Here is a 12620-nt window from a genome sequence, read left to right as displayed (position 1 = left end):
ATTTGACTTTAAATTTAAACCCAAGTACAAGAAATAAATTAAGATATGACCGACGATAAATTAGCAGTTCTCATCGACGCAGATAATGTTCCGTATAAAAATGTGAAAGAAATGCTGGAGGAGATTTCCAGAAACGGAACACCCACCATCAAAAGAATTTATGCAGACTGGACCAAACCCAACGCTTCGGGATGGAAGAACGTGCTTTTAGAAAATGCCATTACACCAATTCAGCAGTACAGTTACACGACTGGAAAAAATTCGAGCGACAGTGCTTTAATTATTGATGCCATGGATATTCTGTATTCTGAAAAAGTAGATGGTTTTTGTATTGTTTCCAGTGACAGTGATTTTACACGATTGGCGACACGCCTTCGGGAAGCGGGAATGAATGTCATCGGATTCGGAGAAAAGAAAACGCCAAAACCTTTTATTTCTGCATGCGATAAATTTATATATCTGGAAATTTTGAACAGTACAGATGATTCCGATAAAGATTCTGAAAGTACGGTGACAAAGAAAACAGAAAAACCGAAACGTAAAAAAGAACCGCTGAGTAAAGTCGATTCCAGAACGATAAAATTGATTACAGAAAGTATTAATGATCTGGGTGATGAAGATGGTTGGACTTTCTTGGGGAATCTTGGCAGCTTTATCATTAAAAAGAAACCGGACTTCGATCCACGAAACTTTGGATTTGCGAAACTCTTGCCTTTAATTAAAAGTATTGGGAAAATTGAGATCGATGAACGGGAAACAGGAGTGAATAATATCAGACATATTTATGTGAAAGTGAAATAGTCGACATTCCTTTTATTAATTTAAAAAAAATATTTCCGATGAAAAAGTGTTTCGTGATTGTGAGCTTTTTATTTTTGAATTTTTGTGCAGCACAAAATCAGCAGTCGGAAATATTTCAAAATTAGCATCATCATTAAAAGATTTTAAGGTTAATACAAGTCCAGTTCCGGAAGATCAATTAACCCATAAAATCCGGAAGTTAAGAGAAATAAAAGGTGGCTTTAATTTTAACGAAGCCATTTTATTTAAAATAGGTGAAGATCTGTCAAAAGGAGATTTGACTCAATTGGATGGGGAGAAATTAGATCATTATTTCAAATTAGGACAGGGCAAAGCCGATTTGGATAATGCGGTTATTTGGATTTATCGTGATTTATTCTCCTCCTCTGAAATTAGAAAATTAACCAAATTTTACAGGAGTTCCGCAGGTCAAAAACTCTCGGAAAATTTTCCCATCATTATGTTAGAATCACTAAGATCTGCCGAAGAAATTATGAAGAATTTAAAAAAATCAGAATAAACATTTATTATTAAATAACAAAAACGCATCGCTACAGATGCGTTTTTCAATTAATATTGTAACTGAAGATTACTCATTATAATTCTTTACCAAACCTTTTACAATTTTTATAACATTCGGCATTGCTCTATCCGCAGCTTGCAAAACTTCTTCGTGAGAAACGGTGAGTGCGATATCTGGTCCGCCAAGGTCTGTAATAATAGATATTCCAAAACAATTCATTCCCTGATGTTTCGCTACGATCACTTCCGGAACGGTGCTCATTCCAACAGCATCGCCACCAATCGCGCGAATCATTCCGTATTCGGCCGGCGTCTCAAATGTGGGACCCTGCAAAGCCACATAGCAACCTTGGTGCACTTTGATGCCTAAGTCTTTAGCAACATTCGTCGCCACGGCAATCATCTTTTTATTGTAAGGTTCACTCATATCCACAAACCGCGGTCCGAGCTCATCCATATTTTTTCCACGCAGTGGGTGCTCCGGCATCATGTTGATGTGATCGTTGATAATCATCGTATCTGCTACATTAAATGCGGGATTTACGCCGCCGGCAGCATTCGATAAAATTAAATTTTTAATTCCCATCAAATGAAAAACGCGGAAGGGGAAAACTACTGTTTCCATATCGTATCCTTCATAGTAATGAAATCTACCACTCATCATCAGAACCTTTTTCCCCTCCAGCGTTCCGAAAATTAATTTTCCACTGTGTCCGGTAACGGTTGTTTGTGGGAAGTGGGGGATTTCGGTATAATCTAAGCTATGAATCGCTTCAACTTCGTCTTTAAGTTTTCCTAAACCTGACCCTAAAACAATGGCAAAGTCCGGGGTTTCTTTAATAATATTTTTAATGAAGTTTGCCGTCTCTTTAATTCTTCTCAACATAATTAAGGATGATTTTATTAAACTCTTCTTTCCTGTCAATATTTACATTGATTGGCCAATAGTAAACAAGATCTCTAAGGTAATCAAAAGTTTTCAGCCGTACATAATCCTTCTCTGTGGTAAGGATCAGTTTGTACTCACCCAGTTTTTTATATTCTTCTACAATTTTTTTGATGTCCTGATCCGTGAAATTATGATGATCCCGAAATTTTAAATGCTTTACTTTTTGAGAAAATCGGGATAAATGTTTCAACAGGGGTTTTGGATTCGCAATTCCGGTGATCAGCAGAATATCGTAATAGCTGAGGTTATTATCCGGAAGCACTTTATCCCTTGCATAAACATTTTCATCGTACCCAATGCTCGAAAAAAATACTTTCTGGTAATGCTGAGGTTTAATTCTGGAGATATAATATTGCTTTTTCTCGTCTGTTAAATCATCCGGGCATTTAGAAACCATAATAATTTGAGCCCGTTTCGCGCCACTTCTGCTTTCCCGAAGATCACCGGCCGGCAATAGAAAATCTTTGAAGTAGGGATCATTATAATCCGTCATTAAAATATTAAATCCGGGTTTTATAGCTCGGTGTTGAAAAGCATCATCCAACACCAGAACATTTAGATCCATATCTTGGATCATTTTTTTTGCCCCGGGAACGCGCTCTTCGGAAACACCAATGACGAATCTGTTTTTAAAGCGTTCGAAAAGCTGCATGGCTTCATCTCCCACCGTTTTATAATTGCTGTCGTAATTTGTAATTCCGTATCCTTTCGTCACTCGCCCATAACCGCGGGACAAAACGCCTGTTCGGTAATGTTTTGATAAAAGGTCCGCAATATACATGACCATCGGAGATTTTCCACTGCCGCCCACAGAAAGATTTCCGACATTAATGATCGGAGTTTTAAATTTGGTCGATTTAGAGATTCCCCAGTCATACATTACATTTCTAACAGAAGTTGCCAAATGATAAACCAGGGAAAAAGGGTAGAGATACCATCTTTTCATAGTCCGCAAAAATACAATTTTTTAATACACATAGAAATAGCAAATAAACCCTTTTTAAAATTCAGCCTTGTTTAAGTAAAATGGGTTCAATATGATTAAAATTAGGAATAAGCACCCTAGTTTTTAAACAATTTGCTTAATTTTGCTTCAATAGTTTTACATGATGAGCAAAAAAAATGTAGCCGTTGTCATGGGCGGATATTCAGACGAATATAAAGTTTCCTTAAAAAGCGGGCAATTGATTTATGATTCCCTTGACCGTGATCAGTATAATGTGTACAAAGTCGTCATTTTAAAAGACGAGTGGTATTTTCTGGATGACCGGGGAGAAAAAGCTGCAGTTAACAAAGCAGATTTTACGGTGACTTTAAGCAGTGGATTTGAAGTGAAATTTGATGTTTGCTTTAATATCATCCACGGCAGACCTGGAGAAAATGGAGAGCTTCAAGCGTACTGGAACACCATCGGTCAGAAATATACAGGTTGTGATTTTTACCAGAGTGCTTTAACTTTTAATAAGAAAGACACATTGGCCGTTCTTTCAAAATACGGAATTCCGTCTGCAAAAAGTATTTATCTAAGACATGGTGAAGAAATTAATGAAGACCATATTATTCAGGAATTAGGTTTGCCTCTTTTTGTAAAACCAAATCAATCGGGTTCTTCTCTGGGTATTTCCAAAGTAAAAGAAGCGTCAGAGCTAAAAAGCGCTTTGGAATTTGCTTTTGCTGAAGATGAAGAAATTTTAATTGAGAGTTTCTTAGACGGAATGGAAGTTTCTGTAGGGGTAGTTGATTTTAATAATGAAACCATTGTTTTAGGAATTACCGAAATTGTTTCTCACAAGGAGTTTTTCGATTACGAAGCAAAATATGAAGGCGCTTCAGAAGAAATTACGCCGGCCAGAATTGATGATGAAACCCGTAAAAGAGTAGAAGAAATTGCTAAACGTGCGTATAACGCTTTGGGAATGAGTGGCTTCTCCAGAAGTGAATTCATCATTATGAATGAAATCCCTTATATGTTGGAAATGAATACCAATCCAGGATTTTCACCCGCATCGATTTTACCGCAACAGGCAAAGATTTACGGAATTTCTATAAAAGATCTGTGCGGAAACGAAGTTGAAAAAGCATTAGCGAAAAAATAATAAAAACGTTTTATTTTAGATTTAAAATTATTTTCATCTAAAATTCATCCTTTAAATCTAAAATCATTTATGAGAGTTGCCGTTTTCCCGGGTTCATTTGATCCTATCACTCTTGGTCACTATGACATTGTCGAAAGAGCGTATCCTCTGTTTGATAAAATCATCATCGCAATCGGGCAGAATTCCCAAAAAAAATATATGTTTTCTCTCGAGGAACGAATGAATTTCATTCGCAAGTCTTTTGCGAAATTTCCCAATATCGAAGTCGATCATTTTGAAGGCTTAACAGTAGATTACTGTAGAAGCAAAAATGTGAACTTTATTTTACGTGGACTTCGGAATCCCGCAGATTTTGAATTTGAAAAAGCCATTGCACAAACCAACAGAGAGTTGACAAAGGATAATAAAATTGAAACGATTTTCTTACTCACCTCCGCCGGTAAATCATTTATCAGCAGCAGTATTGTTCGTGAGATCATCACCTTCAAGGGGAATTATGAAATTTTAGTTCCGGAAGCAGTACGCGTCGCACTTTAATAATAAATAAATTGCAGGTTCAAGAAAACTTTACGCTGGCCATTGAGATTCTAGGAACCATCGCTTTCGCGATGTCGGGGACTTTTGCGGCAATGCAAAAACGTCTGGATCCATTTGGAGTTCTTATTATTGCTTTCGTTACCTCAGTCGGTGGCGGAACAATTCGTGATCTTTTGCTTGATGTTCCCATTTTTTGGATGCACGATATGGTCATCTGCACCGTCATATTTATTACGTGTCTCGTGTCTATGATTTTTAAATCTCTGGAGAAGAAATTTAAAGTCACTTTATTTCTTTTTGACAGTTTTGGCCTGGGATTATTTACCATCGTTGGAATTCAGAAGGGGATGAATGCCGATTTACATCCTTTGATCTGTATCACTCTTGGAACAATTACAGGGTGTTTCGGTGGGATAAGCCGGGATATTTTGCTCAACAGAATTCCTTTAATTTTCAGGAAAGAAATCTATGCAACCGCGTGTATTGTGGGAGGTGGAATTTTCCTGACTTTGGTAGAATATACCACGCTTTCTTATGGGTTTGTTCAAATTTCTACCATACTTTTAATTGTGGCGATCCGCACTTTGGCCGTAAAGTTTCATTGGCAGATTCCAAAAATATACAGCATCGACAACAGTTCGGAGATGTGATTTTTCCGGAGCATCCCCATTAATTATTATTTTTAAAGTTCGGTCCCGCTCTGCATTACAATCTTTTTCAAGCGCCATTTCCAGCGCCAAAAAAAGGATTTTCATTTCGATCGGGGCTAGAATCTCGGGCAGGTTTCATCTTCAATTTTTCGGTTGACCCCATTTTTTAAACTTTTTAGTTTTTAGATTCGGACTATTTTCCACAATATATTTGGTCTTTTCGGCGCTCGCTTCGCTCGCGGCACCCCACAAAAAAAAGCCTGAACAAATTCAGACTCTTCTTTATATTACCCTTAAAAAACTATTTGCCAGACTAAGAGAATTTTCCTCTCTGTCTCATGTTCGGATTATGCATATGTTTTTGCATGGAAGGCATTTTTAATTGATCCTTCAGCATTTTAATCTGATCGGTCATCATTCCGGCGGTGTCTAATTTTTTAGCCTCTTCCAAAAGGTTTTTAGCTTCCTGTCTTCTTCCTTTTTGCATGGCTCCGGCAGCAATGTTTAAAGTCGCCATGGCGCGGTCATGTTTCATATTTAAGCCGTACTCCAGCGCTTTTTTCATATAAGGTTCCACTTTTGAAGGATTGTCTTGCGCGAGCGTTAATCCTTGTAGATAATGAAAATACCCATATTGGGATTTGTGCAGTTGAGACTGATAATTCGTTATTTTCGATAACCAGCTCGACGCTTTTACCATGTTTTGTTTTCTTAAGAACCAAAATGCCAATAAGATGTATTCGTTTTTGAAGAACAAAAGAACAGGGATCGCAGATAAAATAACCACGACAATTCCCCAGCCGATATTTCTATTCATCATCAGATAAACTCCGGCAGCAATCATGAGCGCGGTGATTACGAATTTTATGTATTTATTCATTGTTAAATTTATGTGGTGCAAAGATAATAATTTGAGTCGAAACTTGCAGGCCGGTATAGAATTCTTAAACGTTAAGTCAACTTCACCTTTCGTTCGTACGTTTGGAAACAAAAATCGAATTCGTTATGTTCATCTTTTTCATGACAGATTTCATTCGTCTTATCCCAAATTTTCGGACTTATTTTCGGAAAAAAAGTATCGGCTTTTAATTCCGTTTTTACCAAAGTCACTTCTAATCGATCGGTGAGTTCCAACGTTTGTTCATAAATATTTCCCCCGCCGATAATGAAAACATTTTCGTCGATCTTTTTTGCAAATTTCACGGCTTCTTTTACGCTCCCTACAATTAGGATGCCTTCTTCAAACCAGTCTTTTCTGCGGCTGATGACAATATTTGTTCTGTTGGGAAGTGGCTTGCCTATACTTTCATAGGTTTTACGACCCATAATAATTGGATGTTCAGATGTGATTTCTTTGAAATGTTTTAAATCCTTCGGTAAATGCCAAGGCATCTGATTGTCAGCACCAATTTCATTATTCAAGCCCATTGCAACAACAATTGTTATCATTTTTAGTAAATTTTCACAAATTTAGCACATAATTTGTATATTTGGGTAGCAAATTAAAATAAAATAAATTATAAACTATGAGAAATAAAGGGTGTATGAGCGCCGGTACCATCGGTATTGCGCTTCTTGTAATTGCTGCAGTATTATTCTTTTGGGGCAAAAACGGCTATAACAGTTTTACCACAAAAGAGCAGACCGTAAATACCAAATGGTCCAACGTAGAAACCGTGTATCAGAAACGGGCGAACTTGATTCCAAATTTGGAGCGTACGGTTAAATCGTATTCACAATTCGAGAAGGAAACTTTAACCCAAGTTATTGAAGCTCGGTCCAAAGCGACTTCCATAACCGTAGATCCAACCAATATGACTGAAGCTGATATGGCAAGATTCCAGGCTGCACAAGGGGAGTTAAGTGGTGCACTTAGCCGTTTGATGGCTGTGGTTGAGAGTTATCCAAATTTGAAAGCAGATCAGCAGTACCTTAATTTCCAAAGAGAATATACCGCGATTGAAAACAGTATTCGAAGCGAAACCGTCTACTATAACGAAGCTGCTCAGGATTACAACACTTCAATTAAGACGTTCCCAAATAATATATTGGCGAACTTCACCAATTTCAAAGAAAAACCATATTTCAAAGCAGCAGCTGGAGCTGAAAAAGCGCCGGAAGTTTTTACTAATTAATGAATACCTATCTTACAGAATATCAAATGGCTTCTCTCGTAGAAGCCATTCAAACAGCAGAAAATAATTCTACCGGCGAGATTCGGATTCATATCGATTCCAATACCGAAGGGAATAATGCAGAAATAGCTTTTGAAGTTTTCAAGAGACTCTGCAAGGATAAAACTGCTGAACGTAATGCGGTGCTTTTTCATGTCAATTTTGAACAGCAATATCTGACCATTATCGGTGACGAAGGAATTCACCAAAAGGTTCACCAAAGTTTTTGGAACGCCATGCACGATCGGATTACTCGCGAATTTTCTGCGGGGAATTATCACGACGGACTGAGAAATGCAGTTTTAGAAACCGGACTTGAACTTAAAAAATATTTCCCGATTTCGGGAGAAAATCCCAATGAACTTCCAAATGAGATTACTTTCTCGTAAATTTTTTATAACGCTTTTATTATTAGGCTTAAGTATTTTTACTTTCGCCCAAAAAGTTCCTGATAAACCTAAAATCCTTTATCCCATAACGGATGAAGTCGGTTTGTTAACACAAGCTGAAAAAAATCAACTGAATCAAAAACTGATTAAATTTTCCGATTCTACTTCTACCGAAATCGTCGTAATTATTATTCCCACAACTGACGGCGAAGATGTGAATTACCTGGCGACCATGTATGGTGAGAAATGGGGTATTGGGCAAAAAGCAACGGATAACGGAATTGTATTTTTAATTGCGACAGAAGACCATACAATGTCCATTCAGCAGGGAAGATCGGTAGAGCAGTATTTAACCGCTGCTGTGGCAGGACAGATTATGGATTATATTGTAACCCCAAATTTTAAGCAGGGATTATGGTTCCAGGGAATTGATCGCGGAACTACGGCTTTAATGGAAGCGGTCCAGGGAAAATATAAACCGCTTGTTACAGATACCCAAAAAGGAAATGGTTTATCAACAACCGAAATATTGTGGATCGCATTTTTGGTTTTTATCATTTTACGATTTTTATATAAGTCTGGCGGTGGCGGCGGTGGTCATGGTTTCGGAGATGATGAAGATGTGATATTGTCTCGCCGTGGCAGAAGTACTTTTCCAGGTGGATTCTTCCCTTTCCCCGGAAGTTTCGGCGGTGGCGGCTTTGGCGGCGGCGGTGGCGGTGGTGGCTTCGGTGGTTTTGGCGGCGGCGGAAGTTTCGGCGGCGGTGGAGCCTCAGGAGGTTGGTAAAGAGCCACGTAAAAAGTAAGAAGAGCCAAGTATGGATATTTTAATTCAGATTGGAAAGAACAAATTACACTTCAGGTAGAGAAAAATATTTTTGTTAAATACGAAATAATCAATATGAACGGGCTTTAGCTCGTTTTTTTATTTCAACTGACGGATTGGCTTTATTCAAAACTTATAAAAGGTAAAAGCAAATGAATAAAATAGTCTTCTACCTCTTTAACGAAAAAAGTCAGAATTTAAATTCTGACTTTTATTAATAATGATATGGTATTTTATTTATCGAATGGAAACACTTCCGCCACTGCTTTCAGTTTTGCTGATGACATTTAGCTCTCCTTTTTTAATAATATTTACATCACCGGAAGAACTGGCTTTTGCCCTAAGTTGTTCTGAAACCGCCAATTCAACACTGCCACTGCTGGAAGCACTTACGTCGGCATTTTCTGCAGTCATATTTTTCGCATTCAATGTTCCGGAGGAAGACGCTTGGAAATTAGCATTTTTTGTTTTACCTGAAATAATGATATCTCCCGAAGAAGTTACTTCAGACTCTAAATTTACAGCCCATACTTTTCCTTCGTAAGTTCCCGAACTCGAAACATTAATTGAAAATTCATTGGCTTCCAGATCTCCATTAACCGATCCTGAGCTGGACGCTTCTACTTTCATACGGTCTTGTGTAAACTGATCGCGGATATTAATTGAAGCAGACGAACTGGCTTTAACTGCTGAAAAATCCTTTGCGAAAATTTTAACAGCAACGTTTCTGGAAGAAATATTAAGATTCGGTTTAAAATGAATATAAAGTTTTCCGTCAGAATTTTCAACCAAAACATCATCCAGGATGTCAGATGGAGCAGTAACCACTACTTTTTCTACATCCGATTTTACGATTTCTGCGTTGATCGACTGTGCAACTCTAATCTCATCAAAGGACATTTTGAACTCTTTGTTTTTTATCGCGCCGGTTCCTTCTTTAGGCAGTACATTAAAGGGAAAGCCATTGTCGGGCTTTATATTACAGGAAAATAAAAGCATTGAAGCCGAGAAGGCATAAATGGAAAGTGTTTTCATAGGTGTGGTATTAGTTTTATTGTTTGTCTAAAGATAAATTTAAAATTAATATCTTTATACTTTAATAACAATTTACGAATGAAAAATATTACATCTCTTTTTTTAATTTCATCTCTGGCGATTACAAATGCCTGTACCACTATGAAAACTTCAGAAAATACCGCTACCGAAATTCCTGCACCCGATGCGAGTTTATCTTCCAATCCATTTATGAAAAAAAGTTCCCTGCAATATCAGGCACCGGAATTTGATAAGATAAAAGATGAGCATTTTAAACCTGCTTTCGATTATGGTATGAAAGTTCAGATGGCAGAGGTTGAAAAGATCGCAAATAATTCCGCTGCTCCAACCTTTGAAAATACCATTCTGGCTTTAGAAAACAGCGGTGAAGTCCTGAAAAGAGCACAACTCGTATTTTATAATCTTACCGGTTCCAATACCAATCCCGAACTGCAAAAACTGGAGGAGGAATATGCACCAATTTTTTCCGCCCTCAGCGATAAAATTTTGCTGAACGAGAAATTGTACAATAGAATTAAAGCCATCAAAACTGCAGATCTAGGCTCGGAAGAAAAAAGAGTGCTGGAATTATATACGACCAATTTTGAAATCGCCGGTGCAAATTTATCTGCGGAAAACAAAACAAAGGTTAAGAAAATTAATGAGGAACTGGCGACCCTTTCTACGCAGTTTTCCAGTAAGTTATTGGATGCCAGAAAAAATGGCGCGCTGTTAATTACCGATGTTAAAGAGTTGGATGGTCTTTCTCCGGATGAGATCGCAGCTGCAGCGGCTGATGCAAAAAGTGCGGGTCAAACAGGTTATCTTCTTCCTTTACAAAATACAACGCAACAGCCCTTACTTCAAAATTTAAAAAATAGAGCAACAAGAGAAAAGCTGTTCAAAGCATCTTGGTACCGCGCTGAAAAAGGAAATGGGGATGATACCCGAAGTATTTTAGAAAGACAGGCGAAGCTGAGAATGGAAAAAGGACAATTGATGGGCAAAAAATCTTTCGCTGAATGGAAACTTCAGGATCAGATGGCGAAAAACCCTGAAAATGCGATGAATTTATTGGCACGTTTGGCAACTCCGGCCGTAGAAACTGCGAAAAGAGAAAGTGACGAAATTCAGAAATTGATAGATAAGCAAAAAGGGGGATTCAAAGTAGAACCTTGGGACTGGAATTTCTATGCAGAACAGGTTAGAAAAGAGAAATATGATTTAGATGAAAACCAGATCAAACCGTATTTCGAAGTAAGAACAGTTCTGGAAAAAGGCGTTTTCTTCGCGGCTGAAAAATTCTATGGTATTACTTTTAAAGAAAGAAATGACCTTCCTGTTTATCATCCTGATGTGAAAGCTTATGAAGTTTTTGACAGAGATGGAAAATCTTTGGCGATTTATTATCTTGATTTCTATACCCGAAATAATAAAAACGGTGGAGCCTGGATGAGTAATTTTGTAGAACAATCTCATCTTTTGGATCAAAAACCTGTTATTGTGAATGTGTTCAACTTCCAAAAACCGGCAGAAGGAAAACCGTCTCTCATTTCTTATGATGATGTGACCACCATGTTCCACGAGTTCGGCCATACTTTGCACGGATTATTTGCCGATCAAAAATATATCTCCATCTCCGGAACAAATGTTCCGCGTGATTTTGTAGAATTCCCTTCTCAAATTAATGAGTTTTTCGCCCTGGAACCTTCAGTTTTGAAAAATTATGCCTTGCATTATCAAACGAAACAACCGATGCCTCAAGCGTTAGTTGATAAAATTAAAAAAGCCGGAACATTTAACCAGGGATATTCTACAACTGAATTGGTTTCTGCTGCAACGATTGATATGAACTGGCATTCTGTGACCGATGCTTCTCAGTTTAAACCTACTTTAGAATTTGAAAAAGACGTGTTGGCGAAATATGGTTTCAACTTAAAAGAAGTTCCACCAAGATACCATTCTCCTTATTTTGCACACATTTGGGGTGGTGGTTATTCTGCAGGATATTACGCATATATGTGGAGTGATATGTTGAATTCCGATGCTTGGGACTGGATTACGGCCAATGGGGGAATGACACGTGAAAACGGTGACCGTTTCCGTAAATATATCTTATCGGTCGGTAACTCAATGGATTTAAATGAAGCCTTTAAGAACTTCACCGGAAGAAATCCTGATTTGAAACCGTTGTTGAAGGATAAAGGATTTATTTCCGAAAATAGCGGCAAGGTTAAAATGGATGTAGCTGCCAAGTCCGTAAAACAGCAAAATTCAAAAAAAAAATAAATATTGTTGTCTACAATGAAACTTCGGACCTCATCGGAACGGGGAATGCATTTGTTATTGAGCACTGGAACGGTAAAAATTGGGTGAAAGAAAAATATATAACCAACCGTATTTTCACTTCAATTGGATATGATATAGAACCTGGCGAAAAGAGGGTGTTTGAGACTGACGTTTATGCGTATTATCCGAATTTAAAGAAAGGAAGATATAGGATTTCCAAATCTTATAATTTTGATAAAGACCGACCGATAACAGAAGATGAAGTTCACTGGATTTATGCAGAATTCACTATCGAATAATTAATAACCGCAGATTTATATTCTGCGGTTTTTTATTTTTTGAAAGTTTGGTT

15 protein-coding genes are annotated in these 12620 nt (G+C 37.6%); 10 read left to right on the top strand and 5 right to left on the bottom strand.

Going from position 1 to position 12620, the window contains the following annotated elements; genetic code table 11:
* Positions 1-45: 45 nt before the first annotated feature.
* The gene (locus EIB73_RS07835; RefSeq protein WP_125024198.1) at positions 46-801 is read left to right on the top strand and encodes an NYN domain-containing protein; all 756 of its coding nucleotides are present in this window, start codon (positions 46-48) and stop codon (positions 799-801) included.
* 82 nt (positions 802-883) lie between these two features.
* Positions 884-1321 (top strand): DUF2059 domain-containing protein, encoded by a 438-nt coding sequence (locus EIB73_RS07830; RefSeq protein ID WP_164467866.1) that lies wholly within the window; start codon positions 884-886, stop codon positions 1319-1321.
* Between the two features lie 69 nt (positions 1322-1390).
* On the opposite strand, the gene EIB73_RS07825 is transcribed toward EIB73_RS07830, so the two are convergent.
* Positions 1391-2209 carry a purine-nucleoside phosphorylase gene (locus EIB73_RS07825; RefSeq protein ID WP_125024192.1) on the bottom strand — a complete coding sequence of 273 codons (819 nt, stop codon included), beginning with the start codon at positions 2207-2209 and terminating at the stop codon, positions 1391-1393.
* On the bottom strand, positions 2193-3218 hold the full coding sequence (gene lpxK, locus EIB73_RS07820; protein WP_125024189.1) for a tetraacyldisaccharide 4'-kinase: 1026 nt from the start codon (positions 3216-3218) through the stop codon (positions 2193-2195). The genes EIB73_RS07825 and lpxK overlap by 17 nt, the downstream gene beginning before the upstream one ends.
* Positions 3219-3381: 163 nt before the next feature.
* Here lpxK and EIB73_RS07815 point away from each other — a divergent pair, with 163 nt between their 5' ends.
* From EIB73_RS07815 to EIB73_RS07805, 3 genes are all read left to right on the top strand, one after another.
* The gene (locus EIB73_RS07815) at positions 3382-4368 is read left to right on the top strand and encodes a D-alanine--D-alanine ligase (RefSeq protein WP_125026080.1); all 987 of its coding nucleotides are present in this window, start codon (positions 3382-3384) and stop codon (positions 4366-4368) included.
* 69 nt (positions 4369-4437) lie between these two features.
* Positions 4438-4905, top strand: a complete 468-nt coding sequence (coaD, locus tag EIB73_RS07810; protein ID WP_125024186.1) for a pantetheine-phosphate adenylyltransferase — start codon at positions 4438-4440, stop codon at positions 4903-4905.
* A 71-nt stretch (positions 4906-4976) separates the two neighbouring features.
* On the top strand, positions 4977-5555 hold the full coding sequence (locus EIB73_RS07805) for a trimeric intracellular cation channel family protein (RefSeq protein WP_125026079.1): 579 nt from the start codon (positions 4977-4979) through the stop codon (positions 5553-5555).
* Between the two features lie 313 nt (positions 5556-5868).
* Here the strand turns inward: EIB73_RS07805 and EIB73_RS07800 are convergent, their stop codons facing one another.
* Both EIB73_RS07800 and EIB73_RS07795 read right to left on the bottom strand, forming a co-directional pair.
* Positions 5869-6435: a DUF2892 domain-containing protein gene (locus tag EIB73_RS07800; protein WP_125024183.1), complete on the bottom strand. Its 567-nt coding sequence runs from the start codon at positions 6433-6435 to the stop codon at positions 5869-5871.
* Between the two features lie 71 nt (positions 6436-6506).
* Positions 6507-7004 (bottom strand): dihydrofolate reductase, encoded by a 498-nt coding sequence (locus tag EIB73_RS07795; protein WP_125024180.1) that lies wholly within the window; start codon positions 7002-7004, stop codon positions 6507-6509.
* Between the two features lie 77 nt (positions 7005-7081).
* Between EIB73_RS07795 and EIB73_RS07790 the strand changes: the two genes are divergently transcribed.
* From EIB73_RS07790 to EIB73_RS07780, 3 genes are read left to right on the top strand one after another with little or no spacing between them, the layout of a single operon-like run.
* A complete protein-coding gene (locus EIB73_RS07790; protein WP_125024178.1) occupies positions 7082-7690 on the top strand; it encodes a LemA family protein in 609 nt (202 codons plus the stop codon).
* Positions 7690-8118: a TPM domain-containing protein gene (locus EIB73_RS07785; protein WP_125024175.1), complete on the top strand. Its 429-nt coding sequence runs from the start codon at positions 7690-7692 to the stop codon at positions 8116-8118. Before EIB73_RS07790 ends, EIB73_RS07785 begins: the two co-directional genes overlap by 1 nt.
* Positions 8099-8905: a TPM domain-containing protein gene (locus tag EIB73_RS07780; RefSeq protein ID WP_125024167.1), complete on the top strand. Its 807-nt coding sequence runs from the start codon at positions 8099-8101 to the stop codon at positions 8903-8905. The genes EIB73_RS07785 and EIB73_RS07780 overlap by 20 nt, the downstream gene beginning before the upstream one ends.
* A 276-nt stretch (positions 8906-9181) precedes the next feature.
* Here the strand turns inward: EIB73_RS07780 and EIB73_RS07775 are convergent, their stop codons facing one another.
* Positions 9182-9979: a head GIN domain-containing protein gene (locus EIB73_RS07775; protein ID WP_125024165.1), complete on the bottom strand. Its 798-nt coding sequence runs from the start codon at positions 9977-9979 to the stop codon at positions 9182-9184.
* 78 nt (positions 9980-10057) lie between these two features.
* Between EIB73_RS07775 and EIB73_RS07770 the strand changes: the two genes are divergently transcribed.
* Together EIB73_RS07770 and EIB73_RS07765 are read left to right on the top strand one after the other, a co-directional pair.
* Entirely contained in the window at positions 10058-12268 is a 2211-nt protein-coding gene (locus EIB73_RS07770; protein ID WP_125024164.1) for a M3 family metallopeptidase, read from the top strand.
* On the top strand, positions 12265-12567 hold the full coding sequence (locus EIB73_RS07765; protein ID WP_317132715.1) for an immunoglobulin-like domain-containing protein: 303 nt from the start codon (positions 12265-12267) through the stop codon (positions 12565-12567). The genes EIB73_RS07770 and EIB73_RS07765 overlap by 4 nt, the downstream gene beginning before the upstream one ends.
* Positions 12568-12620: the final 53 nt, after the last annotated feature.

Origin of the sequence: Kaistella carnis (assembly GCF_003860585.1) — a bacterium.
Lineage (GTDB): Bacteria > Bacteroidota > Bacteroidia > Flavobacteriales > Weeksellaceae > Kaistella > Kaistella carnis.
This window is presented reverse-complemented; position numbering and strand designations above follow the sequence as displayed.

Coding starts and splice junctions, on each gene's coding strand:
- EIB73_RS07835 (WP_125024198.1), top strand. CDS start 46: ATGACCGACGATAAATTAGCAGTTCTCATCGACGCAGATAATGTTCCG.
- EIB73_RS07825 (WP_125024192.1), bottom strand. CDS start 2,209: ATGTTGAGAAGAATTAAAGAGACGGCAAACTTCATTAAAAATATTATT.
- lpxK (WP_125024189.1), bottom strand. CDS start 3,218: ATGAAAAGATGGTATCTCTACCCTTTTTCCCTGGTTTATCATTTGGCA.
- EIB73_RS07815 (WP_125026080.1), top strand. CDS start 3,382: ATGAGCAAAAAAAATGTAGCCGTTGTCATGGGCGGATATTCAGACGAA.
- coaD (WP_125024186.1), top strand. CDS start 4,438: ATGAGAGTTGCCGTTTTCCCGGGTTCATTTGATCCTATCACTCTTGGT.
- EIB73_RS07805 (WP_125026079.1), top strand. CDS start 4,977: ATGTCGGGGACTTTTGCGGCAATGCAAAAACGTCTGGATCCATTTGGA.
- EIB73_RS07800 (WP_125024183.1), bottom strand. CDS start 6,435: ATGAATAAATACATAAAATTCGTAATCACCGCGCTCATGATTGCTGCC.
- EIB73_RS07795 (WP_125024180.1), bottom strand. CDS start 7,004: ATGATAACAATTGTTGTTGCAATGGGCTTGAATAATGAAATTGGTGCT.
- EIB73_RS07790 (WP_125024178.1), top strand. CDS start 7,082: ATGAGAAATAAAGGGTGTATGAGCGCCGGTACCATCGGTATTGCGCTT.
- EIB73_RS07785 (WP_125024175.1), top strand. CDS start 7,690: ATGAATACCTATCTTACAGAATATCAAATGGCTTCTCTCGTAGAAGCC.
- EIB73_RS07780 (WP_125024167.1), top strand. CDS start 8,099: ATGAGATTACTTTCTCGTAAATTTTTTATAACGCTTTTATTATTAGGC.
- EIB73_RS07775 (WP_125024165.1), bottom strand. CDS start 9,979: ATGAAAACACTTTCCATTTATGCCTTCTCGGCTTCAATGCTTTTATTT.
- EIB73_RS07770 (WP_125024164.1), top strand. CDS start 10,058: ATGAAAAATATTACATCTCTTTTTTTAATTTCATCTCTGGCGATTACA.